The sequence below is a fragment of the Streptomyces sp. NTD107 genome (genome assembly GCF_059510435.1).
The window spans coordinates 199,997-222,424 of the sequence record NZ_JCAJZV010000007.1; the positions used below are offsets into that span (position 1 = coordinate 199,997).

The 22,428-nt window shown below is 67.3% G+C and carries 22 protein-coding genes; 17 read left to right on the forward strand and 5 right to left on the reverse strand.

Annotated features, from left to right (window positions below):
* Positions 1–14: 14 nt before the first annotated feature.
* Genes AC5WRL_RS16620 through AC5WRL_RS16640 form a run of 5 tightly spaced genes read right to left on the reverse strand, consistent with a single transcriptional unit; the run spans position 15 to position 3,864 of the window.
* On the reverse strand, positions 15–1,313 hold the full coding sequence (locus tag AC5WRL_RS16620) for a cytochrome P450 (protein WP_496089313.1): 1,299 nt from the start codon (positions 1,311–1,313) through the stop codon (positions 15–17).
* Positions 1,310–1,912: a GTP-binding protein gene (locus AC5WRL_RS16625; protein ID WP_496089314.1), complete on the reverse strand. Its 603-nt coding sequence runs from the start codon at positions 1,910–1,912 to the stop codon at positions 1,310–1,312. The genes AC5WRL_RS16620 and AC5WRL_RS16625 overlap by 4 nt, the downstream gene beginning before the upstream one ends.
* Positions 1,893–2,276 carry a DUF742 domain-containing protein gene (locus tag AC5WRL_RS16630; protein ID WP_496089315.1) on the reverse strand — a complete coding sequence of 128 codons (384 nt, stop codon included), beginning with the start codon at positions 2,274–2,276 and terminating at the stop codon, positions 1,893–1,895. The genes AC5WRL_RS16625 and AC5WRL_RS16630 overlap by 20 nt, the downstream gene beginning before the upstream one ends.
* Entirely contained in the window at positions 2,273–2,677 is a 405-nt protein-coding gene (locus tag AC5WRL_RS16635) for a roadblock/LC7 domain-containing protein (protein WP_496089316.1), read from the reverse strand. Before AC5WRL_RS16635 ends, AC5WRL_RS16630 begins: the two co-directional genes overlap by 4 nt.
* Complete coding sequence (locus AC5WRL_RS16640; protein WP_496089317.1) at positions 2,677–3,864, reverse strand: ATP-binding protein; 1,188 nt, start codon at positions 3,862–3,864, stop codon at positions 2,677–2,679. Before AC5WRL_RS16640 ends, AC5WRL_RS16635 begins: the two co-directional genes overlap by 1 nt.
* Before the next feature lie 804 nt (positions 3,865–4,668).
* On the opposite strand from AC5WRL_RS16640, the gene AC5WRL_RS16645 reads away from it, so the two are divergent.
* From AC5WRL_RS16645 to AC5WRL_RS16725, 17 genes are all read left to right on the forward strand, one after another.
* Positions 4,669–6,039, forward strand: coding sequence for an NsdA family TPR-like regulatory protein (locus tag AC5WRL_RS16645; RefSeq protein WP_496089318.1), 1,371 nt, complete (start codon positions 4,669–4,671; stop codon positions 6,037–6,039).
* Positions 6,040–6,050: 11 nt separating this feature from the next.
* Positions 6,051–6,749 (forward strand): SDR family NAD(P)-dependent oxidoreductase, encoded by a 699-nt coding sequence (locus AC5WRL_RS16650; RefSeq protein ID WP_496089319.1) that lies wholly within the window; start codon positions 6,051–6,053, stop codon positions 6,747–6,749.
* 729 nt (positions 6,750–7,478) lie between these two features.
* Positions 7,479–8,693 carry a methyltransferase, FxLD system gene (gene fxlM / locus AC5WRL_RS16655; protein ID WP_496089320.1) on the forward strand — a complete coding sequence of 405 codons (1,215 nt, stop codon included), beginning with the start codon at positions 7,479–7,481 and terminating at the stop codon, positions 8,691–8,693.
* Between the two features lie 328 nt (positions 8,694–9,021).
* Positions 9,022–11,901 (forward strand): lantibiotic dehydratase, encoded by a 2,880-nt coding sequence (locus AC5WRL_RS16660; RefSeq protein ID WP_496089321.1) that lies wholly within the window; start codon positions 9,022–9,024, stop codon positions 11,899–11,901.
* Complete coding sequence (locus AC5WRL_RS16665) at positions 11,885–13,141, forward strand: lanthionine synthetase C family protein (protein WP_496089322.1); 1,257 nt, start codon at positions 11,885–11,887, stop codon at positions 13,139–13,141. The genes AC5WRL_RS16660 and AC5WRL_RS16665 overlap by 17 nt, the downstream gene beginning before the upstream one ends.
* A gap of 148 nt (positions 13,142–13,289) precedes the next feature.
* Positions 13,290–13,724, forward strand: a complete 435-nt coding sequence (locus AC5WRL_RS16670) for a hypothetical protein (protein ID WP_496089323.1) — start codon at positions 13,290–13,292, stop codon at positions 13,722–13,724.
* Between the two features lie 265 nt (positions 13,725–13,989).
* Positions 13,990–14,304 (forward strand): hypothetical protein, encoded by a 315-nt coding sequence (locus AC5WRL_RS16675; protein WP_496089324.1) that lies wholly within the window; start codon positions 13,990–13,992, stop codon positions 14,302–14,304.
* Between the two features lie 504 nt (positions 14,305–14,808).
* Positions 14,809–15,456 carry a hypothetical protein gene (locus AC5WRL_RS16680; protein ID WP_496089325.1) on the forward strand — a complete coding sequence of 216 codons (648 nt, stop codon included), beginning with the start codon at positions 14,809–14,811 and terminating at the stop codon, positions 15,454–15,456.
* A 232-nt stretch (positions 15,457–15,688) separates the two neighbouring features.
* Positions 15,689–16,696 (forward strand): hypothetical protein, encoded by a 1,008-nt coding sequence (locus AC5WRL_RS16685; RefSeq protein ID WP_496089326.1) that lies wholly within the window; start codon positions 15,689–15,691, stop codon positions 16,694–16,696.
* A 204-nt stretch (positions 16,697–16,900) separates the two neighbouring features.
* A complete protein-coding gene (locus AC5WRL_RS16690; RefSeq protein ID WP_496089327.1) occupies positions 16,901–18,472 on the forward strand; it encodes a hypothetical protein in 1,572 nt (523 codons plus the stop codon).
* A 59-nt stretch (positions 18,473–18,531) separates the two neighbouring features.
* On the forward strand, positions 18,532–19,137 hold the full coding sequence (locus AC5WRL_RS16695; RefSeq protein ID WP_496089328.1) for a hypothetical protein: 606 nt from the start codon (positions 18,532–18,534) through the stop codon (positions 19,135–19,137).
* Between the two features lie 117 nt (positions 19,138–19,254).
* Positions 19,255–19,656: a head decoration protein gene (locus AC5WRL_RS16700; RefSeq protein ID WP_496089329.1), complete on the forward strand. Its 402-nt coding sequence runs from the start codon at positions 19,255–19,257 to the stop codon at positions 19,654–19,656.
* Positions 19,657–19,668: 12 nt separating this feature from the next.
* Positions 19,669–20,718 (forward strand): major capsid protein, encoded by a 1,050-nt coding sequence (locus AC5WRL_RS16705; RefSeq protein WP_496089330.1) that lies wholly within the window; start codon positions 19,669–19,671, stop codon positions 20,716–20,718.
* A 226-nt stretch (positions 20,719–20,944) separates the two neighbouring features.
* A complete protein-coding gene (locus tag AC5WRL_RS16710; RefSeq protein ID WP_496089331.1) occupies positions 20,945–21,274 on the forward strand; it encodes a hypothetical protein in 330 nt (109 codons plus the stop codon).
* Positions 21,217–21,603, forward strand: coding sequence for a hypothetical protein (locus AC5WRL_RS16715; protein WP_496089332.1), 387 nt, complete (start codon positions 21,217–21,219; stop codon positions 21,601–21,603). The genes AC5WRL_RS16710 and AC5WRL_RS16715 overlap by 58 nt, the downstream gene beginning before the upstream one ends.
* Positions 21,593–22,027, forward strand: a complete 435-nt coding sequence (locus AC5WRL_RS16720) for a DUF6093 family protein (RefSeq protein WP_496089333.1) — start codon at positions 21,593–21,595, stop codon at positions 22,025–22,027. The genes AC5WRL_RS16715 and AC5WRL_RS16720 overlap by 11 nt, the downstream gene beginning before the upstream one ends.
* Positions 22,002–22,400 (forward strand): HK97 gp10 family phage protein, encoded by a 399-nt coding sequence (locus AC5WRL_RS16725; protein ID WP_496089334.1) that lies wholly within the window; start codon positions 22,002–22,004, stop codon positions 22,398–22,400. Before AC5WRL_RS16720 ends, AC5WRL_RS16725 begins: the two co-directional genes overlap by 26 nt.
* The last annotated feature ends 28 nt before the right edge of the window (positions 22,401–22,428 follow it).

Sequence of the window (22,428 nt, forward strand, 5' to 3'; positions counted from 1 at the left end):
CCGGTAGGGGTCGATCATGCGGTGCCTCCGGTAGGGGTGGTGGGGGGAAAGTCGACGGGGAGGGTGGCCCAGCCGGCGGTGAAGGTCCCCGGCCGGCGGCGGCGCGGGCCGCTGATGGCGATGCCGGGGAGCCGGTCCAGCAGCCGCTCGATCGCGGTCTCGGCCAGCACCCGCGCCAGCCCCGGCACCGGACAGGCGTGCACCCCGGCGGAGAATGCGAGGTGCGCGCGGTTCCCGGTCAGCTGGGCGGCGGTATTCGCGGTGGCCAGCTCGGCGTTGGCAGCGGCGAAACTCACCAAGACCGGGACACCAGGCCGCAGAGCAATACCCTCGTAGACCATGGGGTTCCTGGCATACAGCGGGCTGTAGTTGGCCACCGGCGGGTCCTCCCACAGCACGTGGTCCAGGACATCCGCGATGGCCACGGCTCCGTCTTCCACCGTGCCAGCGAACGCGTCTTCGCTGATCAACAACGCGAGGGCGTTGCCGATGAGGCAGGTGGCCGGTGTGGTGCCGGCGCCGATCAGCAGCAGGATCGTCTGCACCATCTCCTCATCCGTCAGCCGCGACGGATGCGCCAGAAGGTGCGAGGTGACGTCGACACCGGGCCGCTGCCGCCGCAAGTGCACGAGCCGCAGGCACGCCGCCTCCAACTGCCGGTTCGCGGCGGCGGCATCCTCGGCCGAATCAAAAAGCCGGGCCAGGCAGTGGGCGATTTCCTGGCCCAGGTCCTGCGGGGCGCCGGCCATCCAGGCGAGTGCGAATACCGGGAGTGGGCCGGCGAAGTCGGCGATCAGATCGGCCCCGCCGCTCGCGCAGTATCGGTCGATCAGCTGGTCGGCGATCTGCCGGGTGGCGTCCTGGAGGTGGTGGGAGTTCACCCTGCCCAGGCTGTCGGTGATCGCACCGCGCAGCCGGATGTGCGGGGGCCCGTCCATCCACAGGGCGTTGTCGCGCGGGCGCATCATCGCCAGCGCCGGGCTGTCCGGGGCGATCCGCCCCTGCTCCCACGCCGCCCACTGGCCCCTCGGGTCCTTCGCGAAGAGGTTGGGGGTGTTGCGCAGCAGGTGCAGGGCGGCCTGGTAGGTGGTGGTGACCATGCCCTCCACGCCGGGGGCGACCTCCACCGCGGCGATCGGCCCCATCTCCCGCAGCCGCCGGTAGGTTTCCCTCGGATCGGCGCTGAACGCCGGACCGTGCAGGGGCACCAGCCCGCCCTTCGGCGGAATCGGACTGTCTCCTGCCGCTGCCGGCGCGGACGGAGTGCCGGCGCCGCCGAACGGGCAGCTCCCGGTGCCTGATGTGGTGTTCACCGCGCCACCTCCGCATTCCGGCTGCGGGTCAGGACGTACTCCACGAGCGTGACCAGCGCGTTGCGGGTGGAGTCGCGTTCGCGGGCGTCGCACCGCACCAGGGGCGTTTCGTCCGCGAGGTCGAGGGCGGTGCGCAGCTGGGCGGTGCCGTAGGGGTGGGTGTCGGGGAACTCGTTGACCGCGACCGCGTACGGCAGGCCCATCTCCTCGATGCGCTCCATCACCGGCCACGCGGCGTCCAGGCGACGGGTGTCGGCCAGTACCAAGGCACCCAGCGCGCCAGTGGACAGATCGGTCAGCACGGGCAAGAACCGTTCCTGGCCCGGGGCGCCGAACAGGTAGAGGACGATGCGGCCCGGTACGAGGGTGAGGCGGCCGAAGTCCATCGCCACCGTGGTCTCGGTCTTGGACTCGATGCCCGCGAGGTCGTCGGTGCCGACGCTCGCCTGGGTCAGGGTTTCCTCGGTGCTCAGCGGCCGGATTTCCGAAAGCGAGCCGATGAACGTCGTTTTCCCCACGCCGAAAGCGCCGGCGATCAAGATCTTGACGGCTCTCTCGGTACCGGTCAGGTAGGCGGTGTCAGAGCGCGCGGAGTCCATCCAGCACCTCCTGCAATATGGCGGCATCGGGCAGTTCGGCTACGGGGATCGGGGCCCGGGTGGTGACGTGGCCGGCGTCCATGAGGTCCGCGAGGATCACCCGCAACACCGGCAGCGCCAGGTCCAGGTGAGCCGCGATCTCCGCCACGCTCAGCGCGCCCGGGCCGCACAGCCGCACCACCGCCCGGCCCTCCGGGACCATCCCGCCCTGGTCCTGCGCGGCGGGCCTGCCACCGGCAACGACGGCCGGGGGCAGCATCACGAGAGTGGCGACGTCAATTACATTGCGACTGGGCACGGCCCGTCCGCCGGTCACCACATAGGAGCGCACCAGCGCCGGCCTTCGGCGGCCCTGGCCGCTCACGCCGCACCGTCCGGTGTCCTGGCATCCACGCCCATCACGTGACCCAGGCGCCCAATCGCCTTGGCGGCGGCCTCACTGACGGCCTCCACATTCGCCTTCGCGGTCACCGACACCGCCAGATACGAACCTTCGCCGGCCGCCATGACCATCACCGAGCCGCCGGCGAACTGGAGAAACGTCTGCTCCCACGCGGCCCCGTCGCCGTGGGCGCCGGCGAACTCCGCCGCCTCCCGCGACAGCGCCTGCACCCCGGCCACCGCCGCCGCCATCCGCTCCGCCAGCGCCCGCCCGGTGTCCTTCGACACCGCGGTCACCAGGCCGTCCCCGGACAGCAGCAACGCGTGCACCGTCTCCGGCTGCCGCATGATCTCCTCGTCCAGCACCCAGCCCACGTCGTTCATCACTGTGGCTCCTCCGTCCCGTCGTTGTTGGTCATCGAATCCGTGTCCGTCTCACTGCCGTGGCCGCGTCTGGCGCCGCGCACGAACGCCCCCAGCACTGCCGCGCTCTTGCGGTCGGCCACGCTCTTGCGGTCGGCTCCCGGCGCCCGGAGGGGCCCGGGCGAACTTCTGCGCCGGCGCGGCAGACCGACGCCCAGTTCCGTACCGGAACGGCTTGCGGGAGGCGCCGACGGCACCACCACCGGCCGCACCTGCGGTTCCTCCACCGCCACCAGCCGCGCCTGCGGGATGTGCACCACCGCCCGCACACCCCCGTACGGGGACGGCTGCCCCACGCTCACCGCGAACCCGTACCGCGCGGCGAGCACCCCCACCGCCGCCCAGCCCAATCTCGGCGGATTCCGCAACTCGGTCAGCCGCACCCGGCCAATGTCACCTCCCGGAGCGAGGAGACGGTCCGCGATCTCCTGGTCCTCCGTCCGCAGACCCACCCCCGCGTCATCCACCCGCACCGCGATACCGGTCTGCGTCGCCTGGATCGACACCTCCACTGGTGCCGACGGCTCGGAGTGCCTGGCCGCGTTGTCCATCAACTCCGCCAGGGCCAGCGCCAGGGGCTCCACCGCCCGCGCCTCCACCCCGACCTGTGGGTCCTCACCCCCCACCACCCGCACCCGCTGGTAATCCCGGATCCGGCCGGCCCCACCGCGCACCACATCCAGCAGCGAGGCCGACTCCCGCTGCACCCCCGGCCACGCCCCCGCCAGCACCCCCAACACCTGTGCCCTCCGCCCCAGCTGCGCTGCCCCGTGATCCAGAGCCATCGCATCGGCGACCACCGCCGGATCCTCATGCCGCGCCTGCATCTGCGCTGCCGCCCCCTGCTGCTCACCGACCAGCGCGGTCATCGACCGGGCCAGCACAGCCACCGCACCCCGGGCCGCATCCTCCGCCCGCGCCTCCCCTTCCTCCCTCAGCCCGCTGATGTGCTCTTCGACCGCAGCCACCACAGCGTCCACCGGGCCCGGACCGTACTCGTCGACGTCGATACACAGCCGCTCCGCGAGGTCACCGAGAGCGCTCTCCCACTCCTCCACGTCCGAGCGGAGAGCGCGTATCCGGCGGCAGCCCCACCACCAGGTGAGCATCCACCCGACCAGCAACAGCACAACAAATGGAACAAACACTAACGAATCCTCAGATAGACGAAACGGCATCGGAACAGTCGCAACATTCGGCGGCAACCCGCCCTGGCGGTCTCACGCCCGCACCGCGATGCGCCCGGAATCCACACAGACACCCGGACCGAACACCGACGACGGCGGTGAATCCGGCGCCGGGACCTCCCAGGCCCCCGGTGCCCAGCCCCGCGGCGCCAGCTCCCCCACGCCGCCCCGGCTCGCCCCCACCGCTGGCCCCACCAATGCCAGAGCCACCAGCAGACCGGCCGTGCCTGCCCCAGCTGTGACAGGCCGATGCCAACGCCGACCAGCCAGGCGACTCGCTAAACGATCTGAAAACATCACAAACCCCAAAAAATGTCAGCGTTCATCTACGAGCCGCACCACCAACAGGGAGACCGCCCCCATTGCTGGAGAAGATCGATGACTGGGCGGGCATCACGTGGCAGAGACGCCGGCCCAGACCCCGTGCACGGGCCACTGACCGGGGTGGTCGTGCACGGGGCACGCCGCCGACCCGGGTCACCTGATACAGGGGAAGATCAGGCACTCACCATCCGGTACGACGGCAGTCCAACTGTGGCCGCGCGTATTGCCGCGAGGGATTCAGCTCGCTTCCATCGTCCCGAAGCGGTTCCACAGAGAACCGAGAGCGGTACCGCCAAGGGGTTCCAACGGGTTAAGCCAAGCGCAGGAGTTCATACGGGCGCCATAGCGCGCTTGTAGTCTCGATGTAGTCTTCCGGCGCCGATCGCGTCAGGAGCTGATCCTGGAGACGTAGGTTCCCCCCATCAGGGGAAGGACGAAGACGTGCCATCTGCTCAGGGCCAGGAGACGTACACACATCCACTCGCGTACGTGCGCCATCTGCAAGGGTGGTCGCAGCAGGATGTCGCGAAAATCGTTGCCCGCCGGATCGGAGGGTCGGAAGATCGAGGAAAGGTCTGGCGGTGGGAGAACAAGGGAGTTCGGCCGGACAAGCCCAGTGAGCGGGCGCTGGCCACAGAACTGAAGGTCTCGCATCAGCTGCTGTTGGAAGAGCCGTGGCCGCGCTGGCTCCCCACTGGCGACCCCATCCGAACAGACTTTGGATGGACACAGGCGGGCAGTGTCGCTGCCCTGGAGAACGCACTGGAGTACGGCATGCGCGACCGCCGGGGATTCATGAAGCTAACAGGAACTGCCATGGTGGGCATCGCTACCGAGTGGCTTGCCATAGAACCAGCTACGCTTGCCGCCGCCATCAACGGTGCCCGGATCGACGCTGCCTTCATCGGTCGTTTCGAAGACGGCCTGCCGCGGCTGCGCTTCTTGGAGGCGGAGCATGGAGGGGCGCGTGCTCGTCAACTCATCGACGCTGAACTCGGTCTCGTCTCCGAAGTTATCGAGAAATCCTCTTACACGACCGAGAACGGGTACAAACTTCACGCCTTGGCCGCCGAGCTGGGTCGGATGGCAGGCTGGGCATCATTTGACGCCGGCCTCCACTCGGCAGCCCAGCGGTACTGGACGGCTGCTCTCCACTCCGCCCATACAGCCAATGACCGAATTCTGGGCTCCAATATCGTCAAATCTATGTCGCTTCAGTGCTATGACTTCGCTCAGCCGGCACAAGCACTGGCTTTGGCACGCAGTGCTTATGAGGGCGCAGGGGGCGCGACCCCGCGGACGCTGGCGATGTTCGCCCTGCGCGAGGCCCGAGCCCACGCAGCACTAGGAGATCACGCTGCTTGCGAACGGCTTCTCAGCGAAGCCGAGAGCGCTGTCCAACGGGCAGAGAGCACCGATGAAAACCCGACCTGGATCGGCTATTTCGACGATGGCGAGTTCTATGCCCAGGTGGGAACGTGTTACCTGGACCTCGGCGCAATGGGCCAGAATTCTAGCCACCATGAAAAAGCGGACCACTACTTGGACAGGACGTTGAGAATGCTGCCCGGGTCCAAGATCCGAGACCGTGGTACATATGTGACCCGTCGTGCAGCGGCGCAGAGTCGGCTTGGCAACCACGACTTCGCGAGCCAGCTCATGAGCGATGCAATCCCCCTCCTCCAGCGAGCGCCCTCCGAGCGGAATCTCCAGCGCCTGCGAAACGCCCGTGCCAGACTTCCTTTCGGCAAGAAGGACCCCCGAGTGACCGACTTGGACGAGCAGCTTTCGGCCCTGACCAGGGCATCATGAACGTCACTCGTGTGGCACTGGTGACCGGTGCGAACCGCGGTATCGGGCTGGCGATCGCGCGAGGTTTGGCCAGCCGGGGCCTCCACGTGGTGCTTGGATCGCGGGACGAGAGGGCGGGTGTGCACGCGGCAGATGAACTGGTTGCCGAGGGATGGACAGCCACGGCCCACCAACTCGACGTCACTGACCCCGCCAGCGTGTGTAGAGCCGTCGCCGACATCAGCAACCAGCTCGGACGCCTCGATGTCGTTGTGAACAATGCCGCAGTCGCTATCGACCGTGGACAACGCGCAGCGGCCCCAGACTTCGAGCGAATCAACGCCACGCTCAACACCAACCTGCTCGGCGCATGGCGTGTCTCGGCGGCAGCCATTCCCGAAATGCAGAAGAATAACTACGGGCGCATCGTCAATATGAGTAGTCACCTCGGATCCATCGCCAACATGAATGAGCCCGGGAACGTTTCCTACCGGATCTCCAAGGCCGGGCTGAACGCTCTGACTCGCATACTGGCGTCGGAGATGATTGCTGAGGGAAGTAACATTCTTGTCAATGCTGTTTCTCCTGGGAGAACCAAAACTCGCATTGCCTACCGAGAATCAGGCCGGACCACTGCACACGCGGCGGAGGCGCCCATACGGCTAGCTACTCTTCCTGATGATGGCCCCAGTGGGCAGCTGTTCTTTGACGGAAACCATCTTCCGTGGTAGGTGGCGCGCAAAATCGCGCCGATCATTATAGTCCCCGCAGCAGTAGGCGCGTGTACCACACGGTCAAAACCAGATACATGGGTCGTACGGAGTATCGCCCGGCAATCGGATCTACGAAGGCGGCCCAGTACCGGACGTCATGTGAGGGGAAAAGACGGACGTTCGTCATGCTCCTCACCTCACAAGCGGGCCTGCGGTCTGTGCTTCGCGTGAAGAACAGACCCCCGGGGACCTCGCACTATCAGCGCACTACTTCAAGGAGAGACGTATGACCGATCAACTGACGCACTCGGTCACCGCCGGGCAGCCGACCACCGAAGACAGTAACGCCTGCGGCTGAAACGGCCCTTCAGTGCAGCACCGGTGACACCTGCGGCAGTTCCTGCCCGAGCGCCTGCGTCACCTCGTAGGCCAAGTCGGCTCAGCGGGCGGTGCGGGCCGGACGGGTCTACCTGTCCGGCCCGCACCCCTCTACCAAGAACGGAGTGGTGATGACACGGGCACGACGCAGCCTGTACCAGGGCGCTGGGCGCGGGATGTTGCGTGCGGCGGCGCAGCCCCCCGCCCCGTCGCTTGCCAACCGTGGCGCGACATCTGGCCTATCAACAGTGAAGAGGTAATCGAGAACAGCACCCTCTGAAAGAGTATCCGATTGAACACCCCCCGACACCACCATGTCACTGCAGCGAAGCTCTGCGATGGCCTGGCACCACAGCGGAAGGCTCGGTTATGACCGTTGACACAGCCCAGCAGGCGTCGTCCGATGAGTTCGTTGAGCGGCTCATTGAAGAACTTCGCCCGGAGGGGCTGACGAAGGAGATCGAGGGGGCGTTCCGCGAGGTGCCGAGGCATCGGTTCGCGCCGGGCGTGGCGTTGGAGGATGCCTACGCGAACGACGCCGTGATCACGAAGCGGAACGAGGCTGGCTACCCGATCAGCTCCGTGTCTGCACCGTGGGTTCAGGCGAGGATGCTGAAGCTGTCCGGTCTGCGGCGTGGCATGCGGGTGCTGGAGATCGGGTCCGGGGGCTACAACGCCGCGCTGATGGCATCCATTGTGGGCGAGCAGGGGCAGGTTCTCAGCATCGACATCGACCCGGAGGTGACCAAGCGGGCGGAACGGCTGCTGTCTGAGACCGGCTACTCGGATCGGGTGAGCGTGCTGTGCGCGGACGGCACTTACGGTGCCCCCAAGGAACTTGTTCCGGAGGGCGGCTGGGACGTCATCATGGTGACGGTCCAGGCCCCGGACCTGCCGCAGTCGTGGTCCGATCAGCTTGCCGAGGACGGTCGGCTGGTCGTGCCGTTGAGCGTGCGTGGGACCCGTCAGGTGATCGCGTTCGAGCGCGACGGTGATCACCTTCGGAGCCTAGGCCGCACAGTCTGCGGTTTCGTGGGCATGCAGGGCGACAACCGGCACGGCGGGCGGACCATCAACCTGGATGGCCATGGGCTCCTCCTTATGATGGGGGATGACCAGCAAGCTGACGAGCAGGCGCTGACGGCCGCCGTCGCTGCCGGGCAGTCGCACACGGTGTGGACCGGCGCGGTACTCGGCCCTGGCGAAGGCGTTCTGCCGTCGCTGGATCTGTGGCTGATCAGCACCCTGCCGCTCGCGCGGATCCGCGCGAGCGCTGAGGCGGTGGAAGCCGGCCTGAGCGGCTGGACGCTGGAGACCGCCGCGACCTGGCGAGGCGACACCCTCGCGTACCTGACTATCCGCGCTGCCGAGAACGGCTTCGAACTGGGCGCCCGCGCCTACGGGCCGGACGGGGAAGCCCTCGCCGAAGTGCTGGCCGCCCAGGTCCGGGAATGGAACGGCAGCAGCCGGCGCGGCACCTTCGAGCCCGTCTTCCGCGCCTACCGCGTCGAGTACCCGTTGGAGCGCCTGCCCCAGGGACAGGTCATCGCCAACCCGTACTCGCGCTTGGTGGTCTCGCCCTGAGCACCACCCCTTTGAGACCCCCGGCCGACCGGCCGGGTCAACCACTGGATCTCCCTATCAAGGAGCACAGACATGGCGACTGTGTTAGCGGACGCTTTCAACCTCGACGTAACGACCAGCGATCTCACGGAGATCAGCCGGGCAATGGCTGACTCCGAGCCGTGCACCGGCGACGGCTGCGGGGCCTCCCCGACCACCGGTGCGACCACCGGTTGCGCCGTTCCCGATGGGCCGCCCGTGTTCGGTAACTGCGCCCTGGTGTAACCCCGACTGGTCAGCGTCCGGGCACGGCCGATCGGCCGTGCCCGGACTGGTATGGGAGGCATGAATGCCCCGCGACGTGTTCGTTCATCAGCCCACAGCTCTCGTTCGTATCCCGCTGAGGCCCGCCGACCCTCCACAGCAGGAGCACGATGACGGTCTCCTCGCAGAGGGGGTGTTCCTAGCATCCCGCGCCGCTGCCCGCGCCACTAACTCGGATCTCGCCCGTGACGCGCGGCTTGCCGCCACATGGCGGGCCTACGACATCCGTTCCCGGCACCGCACCACCCCGCACGGCGTATTCGCCGGAGCAGCCACTGCCCGCTTCAGCAGCGACGGCACCGTGCTTGGCCTGAGCCGCGGCCACCGGGCCGTGACGACCCCCAGCCCGGTGTGGCTGTCCGCCCTCGCCGACCTGTTACTCGATGACCCGCAGTTGCTGCCCCGGCTCCATCTCACCACCAACAACCTGGTGATGCGCCGGGGAGACCGGTGGGAAGCCGAACACCCCGCACCGGACCGGAGTGTCGCCCAGCGCAGCAGCGCGCGCGCCACCGCCGTCTCGAACTGGCTGCTGGAAAGCTGCCGCCGCCCCCGGCCGGCCCAGGACGTCCTGGACGGGTTGGCCGCCCGGTACCCGTCCGCCGCGCAGGACATGCTGCTCGGCGCCGTTCGGCAGTTGGTTCGTGGGGGCCTGCTCCTCACCGACTTTCTCCCCTCGCAGCTGCGGGAGGACCCACTGAGCCATCTGCTCAACCGCGTGCCGCCCACAGCCGCCGTGTGGCCGGACCTGGAACACCTCCAGGTCCTGCTGGCACGAGCGGACGAACTGCCACCCGGCGACTGCGAGCGCCTGGTGCTGCTGCGCGCCGCGCGGGCGGTGATGGACGAGATAGCCGCCGTCGAGCGGCCCTTGGCGGTGGACACCCTGGCCGACGCGGCGCTGTCCCTGCCCACCTCCATCGGGATCCAGGCAGCCCAGGCCGCGAGCCTGCTGTGGCGTATCGGTCACCTCGCCGAACCCTTGACGGACTACCACGACCGGTTCGTCCGCACGTTCGGCCGCCAGCGGATGATTCCGCTGCTTGAGGCGATCGACCCAGTCACCGGGATCGGCCCGCCGACGGAGACCGATGACCTCGGGGCCCGCAACGACCTCGACCCGCAACGAGGAGAGGTCCTGACCCGGCTGCTCACCGAAGCAATAGCTGCGGGCCAGATGGAGGTGACGGTCCACGACGGGCTCGCCGACCGGCTGTCCCACCCTGCCCGCAGCGCTCCCCCGCGCAGCGCGGAAATTCACGTACGGCTCATGCGGCACGACCACGGCGCTTTGGGCATCGCAGTGTGTGGCCTGGGTTCGCAGGACGCGGGGGCCGCTTCGGGCCGCTTCGCCCCATGGCTTCGACAGCTCGCCCCCGCGCGCTCAGCTCCCGGCGAAGCGCTGGTCGCTGAGATCGTGTGCCGCCCCCAGGTCGGGGCACCCGCAGCGCTGACCCCCGAAACCGGCTTCGCCACTCACCGCATCCCCATCGGAGTCCCTGAACGTGAAGGCGACCTGACCCCCGACGACCTGGTGATCACCACGAGCGGCCACCACCTGATGGTGTGGTCTCTACGCCACCAGCGGCCCGTCATACCCGTGCTGTTCAGCCGCCTCGCCCCCGGCCTTCTTCCCCCGGCGGCCAACCTCCTGCGCCTGGCCGGTCACGCCGGGACCCGCCCATGGCACCCGTGGTCCTGGGGGCACGCCACCAATGCGCCCTTCACCCCGCGGGTCCGCTATCGGGACGTGCTGCTGGCTCCCGCTCGATGGAAGCTCCCCCAGAGTGTGGTGGCAGCTGTCTCCCACCGTTCCTCCTGGGACGAAGCGCTGGACGCCTGGAGAAGGCGGGTCTCCCCGCAACTGCCCGAGGTGACCGTCGTCGAGGAAGCCGATCGGCACATCCCCCTGGACCTGCGCCGTGACACTGACTGTGAACTCCTGCGCCGCAGTGTGGCGCGCGGAGCACGGACCCTCGCCGAGCCACTCGGCAGCCCGCACGCCGCTGGTGCAGTGGTCGAAGGGCCGGACGGCCGGCACCTGGCCGAGCTGGTGGTCAACCTCTCCCGGCGCGACCACCCTCCCGCCCGCCGCCCCGACGCCCGCTCCGCGCCCCGCCGACGTAGCGCGTTGCACCTCCCTGGCGGGCACTGGCTCTCGGCGGCTCTACCCGTACCCGCCGCCCATCAGGACGCGGTGCTCCGTCAGCTCCCCAAGTTGTTCGCTCCGGTCGTTGAACATCTCAGCGGCTGGTTCTGGCTGCGCTATCGCACCCCCGCGCTCGGCGATCACCTGCGCATCCGAGCCAACGGAGAGCCCGAGCACCTGAACGCCCACGTCCTGCCCCTGCTCACCACCTGGTGCGCCGACCTCGCCGAACAACAGCTCGCAGGCCCCTTCCAACTCGAACCGTACGAGCCCGAAACCGAACGCTACGGCGGACCCGACGCCATCAGCGCCGTCGAAGACGTATTCGCCGCCGACAGCATCCTCACCAGCCGGCTCCTCAACCTCGCCCCGTCCCCCGATGACCGGCTACTTCTCGCCACCCTGTGCTCAGCGGACATCGCCCGCGCGCTCACCCACGAACAGACCCGGGCCCTTCAGCACCCAGCCCTCCCGGCAGCCGATAGGCGCACTCGCGACCATGTCCGGGCCCGGCTACGTGCTGAGCACGCGTCCTTGATCCCGGAGGCGCTCAACGACGACTGGAAAGCGCGGCAAGCAGCTCTGACCACCTACCGGGCCACGATCAACGACCCGCAAACGGCCACGGCGTGCGCTTCAGACATCGTCCACATGCACTGCAACCGGCTCCTGGGCACACAACCCGGGCCCGAACGCATCGCCCGCTCGCTGGCCACCGACCTCCTTCACTTCCAGGCCCATGAGACACAGCACTGACCACGCCGCCGAACTCGCCCTCAGCACGGCCCGCACACTCCTGGACCACGAACGCGTCCTCGCCGCTCTCACCCCCCAAGCAGCCACCACGCTCAGCGACGGACTCGCCGGCACCGCGCTGCTCCACGCCTGCTTGTCCCACCTCTCATCAGAGTTCGCCAGCGCAGCCGACCGTCATTGGGAAGAAGCTGCCCGCTTGCTCGGAAGGGCTTCACCCAACGGGATCTACACCGGGCCCGGTGCCCTGGCCGCATCGTTGATCATCGGATCGGGCTATCTCGCAGACCCCAGCCGCCACCAAGCAGCAATCAGCAAAGGCGCCACCTGGCTGTCCGCCCGCGCCCAGGGACTCGTCCGCCACCAAGCGGATCGCGCTCAACAAGGCCGTCCCGGTGCTCCGTGGGCCGTGTACGACGTCATCCGAGGACTTTCCGGCATCGGGCGTGTCCTGATGGCCGCCCATGCTGCTGGCTATCGGGACGAAGCTGACCCGGGCCTGGCCGCAACGCTCACGACCCTGACCACGCTGATACTTACCAAGTACGGCTCGCGCCCCGGATGGTGGCTACCAGCCAAGGACCATCCTCGAACCGTGATCGTTCACTCCTCAGGAGCCGCGACCACCGGACTAGCGCACGGCATCGCCGGCCCCCTTGCTCTGCTGTCCATCAGCCAAGCTGCAGGCCATACCGTCCCTGGGCAAAAGGATGCAATACGTGCTGCGGCGAGCTGGCTACTCGAATGGCGAGAGGTGGCGGGGACGTGGTCGCCGTTCATCACGGGCGTTCACCTCGATACCAAGGCTCTCCGTCAACTGGACGGCAGACGTCACGCATGGTGCTTCGGTGCCCCCGGTGTCGGCAGTGCACTCACTCTCGCGGGAGAGACCCTGCATGATCCGGTTCTTGCCCAAGTCGGCAGTGAGGCAACGAGCGTGGTGGCCACTACCCATCCAGATAAGTGGGACACGGAAGGCCCGGGGATATGCCATGGGTCCGCCGGAATTCTCCAAGCTGCCGCGAGGGCCAGTCAAACCGCTGAAAATGCTGCCCGACATGTTATGCACCATTTTGACGTGCGACGGCCATTTCGCTTCCCGCAAGCCGAGGCAGGCGTCGTGAGGGATAATCCCGGGTTTCTTTCCGGTGCTGCTGGGATCGTTCTAACTCTCGCTGAATATGCAGGTCTACTTGAGGCTCAGGTTCCCACTTCCTGGGACGCTCTCCTGCTCCTCTCCTGAGCACCTGCCACAGACATGCTGAATTGCGTGGTTTAGGCGTTCAGCAGTTTCGACGCCCGCGACCAGCTGACCACTGCTGACCCGCGCTTCGTCATCGACAAGACGTACAGCCGCCTTGTCGTCGACTGGCCACGCAAGGGCTGAACCGGTGATCCCCGCGATAGCCAGCCGCATGCCGCTGGTCCGCCGCCACAAAGCCCCGACACTCCCGCTGGACGAGCGCATCACCCACCTCACCGGGCTGACCGTCGCGCCCGCAGGTGCGGGCCACCACGATCTGGTGGCCCGCACCTGCGGAATCCTCAACTACGCCGCGCTGATCGCCTCCGACCTGTGCTGGAGACAGCACCACGTCTTCGCTAACGCCGGAAAGCTCACCGGTGACATCGCCGTCATGTCGCTGATGCCCCTGGTGATTTTCTCCCGGCTGCTCACCCGAGCCGGCAACGGCGAGGCCGCCTACGAATGGCGCGGCACGCTGGACACCTTGCTAGCGGTCGGTTGCGACACCGCGCGAATTCGACTGTGTGAGCGCTGGCGCCCGCGCCTTTCCCCATTGGGTTTAGGGGTGCGGGTTCCGTGAATTCACGGTTCAAGAGTATGCGGAATTCTGGGCAAATATTGGCAATATTCTCGAATGTTCACTAGGATGATCTTGTTGCCATTATCGGCAATAAAGAAAATGGCGGCCAGGGAGTGATATTCCCTGACCGCCGAGTTCCCTAACCCACTGTCCAGGCTGTGAACAGAAGAGAGGGGTCTTCAGTATGCCCCATGCATCACCGGTCACCCAACCGGTGGCCGAGGTTCGGCCCTCTTTGGCCGGAAACAAACCTCACGTTGAGATCGTGATCGTGCTGCCCAGCTCGGTGGCAGCCGCCCTGGCCGCGCTCGCCGCAACGGATAGCCGTGCGCCGCGTGCTGCCATCGCCGCGATCAGGAGGGTGCCGAACCCGAGTCTGTGGGGTCGGCCGACCCGGCGGTCCGGCGTCACTTTGACCGACCCGGCCGACCAGCTGCCCTGGTTCACGGAAACGCTGAACGGCTGCGTTTGGCAGTTGGAAGGAGCCCCGTACACCGGGCTGTCCCACTCGCTCGTGCTGGCCGATGTGCAAGCAGCGGCCAAGGCCGCGACCGCCGCGCAGCTCTGGTTGTCGGCGTGATGAGCGTATGCAACGGCGCCGGCTGCGATGAGCGCCCAGACGGGGTCGTGGATCACAGCGCGGATTGCACAGCGGGCTTCATAGACAAGCTCGAACGCGTCCATCCGGAAGAAGTGGACACCGTGATAGACGACCACCTCGACGCCCGCAAGCGTAATCGCTCCTAGTGGCAGGCCCGGCCCAGAAATGGGCCGGGCCCAGATTCCTCTCATTACTCCAATGAGACTGGGCTCCTGCTGATCGACGCCATGTACTTTCTGGTTTATCACGTCGCCCAGCCGACTCACCCTCTCCATCCCGGATTGGCGTTCTGGGGAAAAATTCTCACTTGCCCCAGAGGAACCTGGGGGCCGTATATGCCCTCCCGGCAGAGCGGGGTGAAAAATTAGTTGAGGGTGAACGAATTCAGGTCAAATCTTCCTGAACTGTGATCGCTGAGGGGTGATATCCCTCGGTCTTCACTCAATCTGACCACTGTCCAGGCTGAGGAACAGAAGCGAGATCATGCGAAAGAGAAGACAAATCATCGCCGACGCTGCGGATGAAGTATTCCGCCTGTGCGACCGGATCACCTACGGGGCCGAGCGCGTCGTACTTCGGAACCTCGGTGGAGCGTCACAGCTGAGTCCCGATCCGAACTTGCCCGGGATATTCCTCGGTGCCGACAGTGACACGTGCGCGGTGCTCCTGGAGCGGATTGCGAAGGCTGCGCACCGGTACGCGGAAGCGCAGTACGGGGCCAGGTCGACGTGGCCCTCCGTTGTCTCCATCCACCGGCCGATGAAGGACTTGGTGTGGGTACCCGTTCACTGCCCCTGTCTGGCCGGCTACTTCCGTCCCTGCGAGAGCCCCGGTGGCAAGACCTGGGTGTGCGGGTGCGGGGAGGAAGTCCGGCTGGTCGACCTCGTGGACGGTACGGGAGACCGGATCGCGACCCACAGTGGTCTGCTGCAACGGGGGATCCCCGAAGACGCACAGTTCACTTACAAGTGGAAGGCGTTCCGCGTCGGGGATTTCATCCGGTATCTGCGGGAGGTGGAGCGCTGGTCGGAGTGGTCGACGCACTACGCCGTCCTGAGCGCTGCCCGGCACGGAGTGCATGAGCGCGGCAGTGTCTCCGGTATCACCACGGTGATTCGCCGGAAGGTTTGAGGGCGGCTTTATGCCCATACACCTTGAGGCGTCTCAACCGAAGCCCGGCGCCCCGGACGGAAGAGGTGGAACCGGCTGTCGCTCGCGGCGCACTTTGGTTCCCCCTTGGCTCAGTGCGCGCTCCGGCTCACTTCCTGGGCGAGCCTGCTCGAAAGCATGGACACGCCTAGGGCTCGCTGGGGCCCGTCCCGTTCGAAGCATGATTCGTGAACTAGCAGAGGGAGTACAATAAATGTCAAGCGAATCCGCAATTCCGCCCTTCGGAATGTGCAACTCACCGAACCAGGAGGCTGTGTACCGGGCACTTCCCGGAGGCTTTGAGGAGTGGGATCCCGCGCGTGAAGGGATCGTTGTCATCGTTGCTGATCTCAATGAGAAGCGCGGTCGGGTCCTCATCGTGATCGTCACTGTTGAGGCGGACACATCGCTCGTCGGCCGCAGCCGTCACCTCACCTCAGAGGGCCGAGCCAAATGGGACGCCAGCCGAGACGAGATCGCTGCCGCTCTGGTCCGCGCGGGCTTCCACTCACTCAAGTACACCATCCAGGGCATTGAGGCCACCCTCCCCGCCCCGGCGACGCCCCCCGCCGACGAGGCTGTTGAGCGGATATTCGAGGAGGTTGACCGCCTGTACTACGGGGCGACGAGGCTGACCCTCTACAGTCAGCGGGGGGCTCCGGGTACCTGGGGCCGCATCGACAGCAACGGCCGACCGTTCCAGTTTTCGGGTAAGGATGGCTGGCAGATGCTCACGACGAGCGTCGTTGTCAAAGCGCATGCATACGCCGAGTCCGTCTATGGGGACCGGGGTAACTGGCCTCCCTCCGTTGTGATCGACCGGCCGGAGCGTAGCCTGATCTGGCTGCCGGTTCCCTGCCGGTGCGCGCGAAGCTACCCGCGCAGCGAGATGCATCTGGGTCAACTGACGTGGTCTTGCAGCGTCTGTGGCTGGAAGGAGATCCACATCCGGCTCCATGACCAGAGCGGCGATCTGCTGGAGGACCACGATGGAGTCCTCCACCGCGGGATACCCGAGAAGGCGCCGTTCGTTCGTATCGCGGGGTGTGACGCGGCGACTCTCAGTTTCGGAGACCTCCGGGAAGAGCTGACGCAAGGGCCCTGGGCGGCAAAGGATGTGGATGATGCGCTGGCCCGCACTGCTCGGCTCGGCAAGTCCTGGCTGCACACTGACAGCCGTGAGAGCCAGGTTGTCATCATGCGTCCGAAACTGCTGTGGTGACGTTCGCCGGAATATCTTTGGGTTGATTGCGTAGCGGGGCCGGCAGTACGTCCGGTGTCCCCGCTCGCCGACCATGGATGGCCGTGAAGGACTTGTCAGTGGAGGGCTCGCGTTCCGGCGCGGGCCCTCCACGAGTTTGTGGCGACCTGCGCACGGAAGCGAAGAGGATACGGTGGTCCCGGCGTGGGGACGTGGAGGAGTTTGGTGAGCCTTCGTGAACTCGTGCTGGATGCCTGGTCATGGTTGGGCTACAAGTCGGTCATGCGTGACCCTCGCCGGTCGCTGCCGGAGCTGCGCGCAACCTGGGTTCCCGATGACAGCGTCAGGCGTCTCGCCGCCTACAAGATCATGGCCGCGTACGACAACAACGCCGCCGGCCAGTTCGCCGCAGCGCGCGGAGATGACCACGGTCTTGAACGGCGGGAGCTGGGGGACCCGGCGGCGCTGATCGACACCGCTGTCAGCCATCTCCTGGGCTCCGGGCAGACGATTGTTGTGCCGGGAGCGGATCAGCACGACGGAGAACCGTCGACGGGTGCCGCTGCGGTGCAGGAGGGCCTGCGGGAGTGGGCGGAGGCCGAACTCGTGCCGCTGAAGCTCCAGCAACTGGAACGCACAACCGTGCGGCTGGGTGATGGGGTGGTGCTCCTGGCCTGGGACCCGCTGCGCGGCCGTCCCCGCATGCGGGTGTACGACCCCGGCTTCTATTTCCCCGAGTTCGACGACAACAGCTACGAGGAGTTCTCCTCCCGTATTCACCTCGCCTGGGAACTTCCAGCCCAGCCCGACAAGGGGATCAAAGCAAGGCTGAGGCGCATCACCTACGAACTGGGTCCCACACCGGACGGCCCCCGCCGCTACCCGTGGTCGCCGACCACGCCTTCCGGGACGACGTGCTACTTGACCGACGCGGAATGGCTGCTGGAGGACATCCGTCATGGGCAGACCGTGGAGAACCTACCCATCGACCGCGCCCGCATCCGAACCGCCGCTGACGGTCGCCCCCTCGTCCGACGCGATCTGATGATCGACTTCCTGCCCGTCATCCACTTCACCAACACGATCCCGGACGCCGGTGAAACGTGGGGGCAGCCTCTCCTCGCGAAGATCCTTCAAGGTCTGGATGAACTCGCCGCCACCGACTCCGACGCCTCGGCCGCGTCCGCAACCACGGGCAGCCCTATCATCGGGCTCGCCGGGGCCCGACTCCCGGTCAGCCCGCGCACCGGAGAGCCCCAGCAGCTTCGCATCCAAGCCGGCACGGTATGGCAGCTGGGGGAGTCCGGCAGCATGGATGTCCTGGATACCTCGCCGCAACTCGCTGAACTCCGGGCGAGGGCGTCCCACCTGCAAGACCGCATCGCTTCGAATTCCCGGCTCACCACCGCCGGATTGGGCATCCTGGACCCATCGGAGGTGCCATCCGGGTATGCCCTGTCGTTGTCGCTCGCACCGCTAGAGTCCCTGATCGGTCAGATGCGGCTTGCCCGCGAGTACAAGTACCAGCTCGTGCTCCGCATGGTTCAGCGCCTCTACCAGGCAGGACAGGCCGAGGAGTGGCCCGAAGGTCGCAGCCATGTTGTCAAGTTGGCGTTCGGCTCACACACGCTGGCCGACCGCTCATCCGTACTCACCGATGTCACCCGCGCCTGGGACGCCGGGCTCATCTCCCTGGAGACCGGACTGCGCATGCTCATCGAGGCCGGCTTCCCGATCACCTCCGTCTCCGACGAGACCGCACTCATCAGGCGGGGCCGCCACGCTTCGGAATCTTGACCCTGTGCGTAAACTGTGCCCCGGCGCGGGGGCGCAGTGAACCGTAGAGGTGACCATTGATGGTCCGCCGCAACACCCCCGTGGGATACCGCCGTGACGGCCGCCCGATCTGGCCCATCCGCGGCGGCTCGCAGGACACCCCGCCCGAGGCCGAGGTGCTCACCATCTCCCAGGACGAACTGGGCAGGAAGCTGACACGGGAGAAGGCCCAAGGACGTCGTGCGGGCATAAGGGAATTCGTGGAAGGGCTCGGCTTCGACAGCGCCGAGGCCCTGACCGGATTCGTCACCAGCAGCCGGCAGGCCGAGACCGATAACCGGGCCCGGCTCGCCGACTTGGAGCAGCGCGAGGCGAGCGTCGCCCGCAGAGAGAGCGTTGCCGAGCGGCAGAAGGCTCTGCTGGACCTCGGAGTCTCCTCCCAGGACGCGGCCGACGCGCTGACACTCCTCAACGACGCGGTCGGCGAGAGCGCCACGCCCGAGGAAGTGAAGGAGACGGCGAAGAAGATCGCCGAGCGGCGGCCCAACTGGTTCAGGAGCGACAGCGTCAAGCCGGCTCCGGCCGGCGGCCCCGTGGGCGGCCCTCCGCCGCGTACCAGTAGTCCGGCTTCCCCTGGGGACGCCGGACGAGACATGGCGCGTCGGCGCGGCTTTCTGAAGACATGACCGGTCAGCCGCAGATCGCCTCATCGAGGCCCTTCCGGTAACGCCACCGCATTTCTGGACCGCGCCATCTACGCGGACGGCTGCATCACCTGACAGCCGCCACAGTTGGAGATCGGTATGGACCTGCACCTGATACGCACAGACGAAAGCGTCACCGCCGACCGCAGATGGCTGGCCGCGCGGCACGGCCTGGACGCCCCGCTCAGCATCACGCTCGACCTCACCCTGTTCACCAGCGTCGACTACCGGCGCGCCGGCAGCCTGCGGTCCTTCCTGCTGTCCGGAATTCCGCTGGGCCAAGTCACCGAGACCTCGCTGTTCGGCCCCTGGGACCCAGAGGCTGAAGACGGCCGCAGCCGCTTCACCGGGATGCTGCTCGCCGAAGTGGCGTTCGCCCCCGACTCCGCCAGGGCGGGGGCCGCCCTCCTGTGGCACGGCGTCGTCGCTACCGCTCACGTGCCCGGCGGGCTCGACCCTTCCGCCATCACCGACTCCAGTGCACACATCACGTTCATCTGAAAGGACACGACCATGACGTTGGACGTACTGCTGCGTGATACCCGCGCCGAGGACATCCACGCGTTCGTCCGGGCGATACCCAGCCCCGAGGACTACGAACTCACCGCGGCCGTCGTGCCGGAGCGGACGCTGCACTCGGTGAAGTTCCGCATCCGCGACAGCCGGCGCCGGGTGAACGCGGCCAAGTTCCGGGCCTACGACGCACAGACCTCGATCGCCACCCGGCAGGCACAGCGCATCATCACCGAAGGCATGCTGCCCCCGCTGGGTCAGCGGCTGATGGTCGGCGAGCTTGAGCAGATCCTCCACGACACATCCCGGGGAGCTGACGACTCGGCGTTCATCGAGCTGCTGTACGACGACATCGAGCGCCATGTGGAGTCCGTCCGCAGCCGGATGGAACTCGCAGCGGGCGACCTTCTGGTGGACGGGAAGTTCACGCTGCGGGGCGAGAACGACCTCCATCTCGAAGCCGACTTCGGAGTCCCCTCCGCCAACATGCCCGTGGCACCGGTGCCGTGGTCGGACCCCGCCAGCGACCCGATCGCCGACGAACTGAGGTGGATCGAGTACCTGCGGTCCATCGGCGCGCCCATGCCGGCACGCGTCATCACCTCCTACAAGGCCCGCGCGACCCTCGCCGCGAACAACGCCTACCGAGCCGCGTACTACGGCAGCGTCAACGGGTCGACTACGCCCACGGCTGTTCTCGCCCCGAACGAGGTCGATGTCGTGCGCAGCCGCTACAACCTGCCGCCGATCACCGTCTATGACGTGCAGATATCGGTCGACGACAGTCACCAGCGGGTGCTCCCGGAGAACCGGTGGCTGATGCTCCCGCCCAACCCCCGCTCATGGGCCGAGACACAGTACGGCGTGACCGCCGAGGCACTGCTGCTGTCCAGCGGCACCAACCCGGCGATCCTGCGGGAGGACGCCCCCGGCATCGTGGTGACCCACGGCTACCAGGACGACCCCGTGCAGGTGTGGACCAAGGTCAGCGCGGTGGCCATGCCCGTGCTGTATGTGCCGGACATCCACATCTCGGCGACGGTGCTGTGATGCCCCGTACCGCTCGGCGCCTCGCACGCGCTGTCCACACGGTCGACCCCGACAGCCACGAGACGCTCGTGCTGCTTCCGGGATCCACCCCGCCGTCCCACGTCGCCGCCCGAATCACCCACCCCGGAGCCTGGGAAGAGGCCCCGATCGGCGGCGAAGCGGAGCCAGAGCCGACCGAGCCCGCCGTACGGGGGCGCCGCCGCACACGGAACCCGGGTAACGACTGATGACGCCGGTGGAGCGGTCCTGGCTCCTGGCCCAGCTTGGATCCGGGACCGACGTGGCGGACCTCGAAGTGAGGTATCAACGCCTTGGGTCGGCCAGGGCCGTTGCTCTTGAGGTCCTGGCCGAGCGCCGGGCCGCCCTTCTCGCCGACCCGCTGCGGATCACGGTGGACGGTGTCGTCACGACCGACCACAGCGAGAACCTGCGAGGCATCGAGCGAGTCATTTCCCACATTGCCCAGGGAACAGCACCCGGAGAGGACGAGGAAGCGCCATGCGACGAACAGACGCTGAGGACGACGCGGCTGCGCCCATCGCGACGCTTCCGGTGACCATCCGTGTCAGCGACGACTGCGCCAGCGTCATCATCGACGGGCAGGAGGTGGGACAGCGGCTTGCCGGGTTCAGCATCGAACACGCAGGCGATGTTCCTCTGGTCACGATCGTGCCGGGAAGCCCGGACATCCACTTCGAGGGCCTGGCCGAAGTCGTCGTGGGCCGCCCGCCGGACCCGGGTGAGGCCGCCGCCGAGTTCCTTGACGCCATCGATCCCGGAGAACTGGAGCGCGCTGGCCTGGCACGTATGGATCTGGACGGCCGCCCCTACGGGATGACCAGCGCGCTCCTGCGGCAACTGGGGGAGTGGGCGCGTGGCGATTAACCTCAGCGGTGCCCGCAGGGTCATCGAGAACATGCTCGATGACCTGGTCGAGGCTCGCCGCCCAAGCGGTGAGGAGCTTGACGAGAGCACCGGTGCCCTCGTCCCCGCACCTGGGAGGCTCGTGTGGGAGGGAGCGGCGGCAGTTCTCCCTTCCGGGCGCCCAGCGCTGACACCGCCGGTGAACGGAGCCGTGGCCACCGTTCCGGCGGGCACGATGTTCGTCGGGCTGCTGCCCCTGGACGCGCCGCAGATGGACCGCGACACCGTCATCACGGTCACCGGATCTTCCCGCGAGGAGGGCCCGCGTGACCCGCAGATCGTGGGTTGCCGGTTCCGTGTCGGCGACGCCACCTTGAGTACCTTCGCCGTGGTCCGCGTGGTGCGGCTGGAGAGGATCGATGGACGTTCCCCGCACCTTCCGTGACCCCATCGCCCTGTCCGCCGAGCTGGCCCGCATGGGACCCGCCGTGCGGGCCCGGACCGGAGCTATCACCCGCCACCACGCGATGCTGCTGCGCGTACGGATCCAGGCCAACGCCTCGGGACGCCCAGGGCCACGGGTGATCACCGGCACCTACCGGGCTTCTTGGCGGGTGGCCGTAGAACAAGCCGCCGGTTCCGTGACGGCCGTCGTCACGACCGATGCCCCTCAGTGGCGGCGCCTGGAGTACGGGTTCTTCGGCACCGACCGGATCGGCCGCCACTACCGGCAGCCCCCGTACCCGCACATCGAGCCAGCGTTCCAGCGCACCCAGCCGGCGTACCTGGAGGCCCTGCGCGCAGGGCTGCTGCGATGACTCCGCCCCGACTCCCTCTCACCCGGGC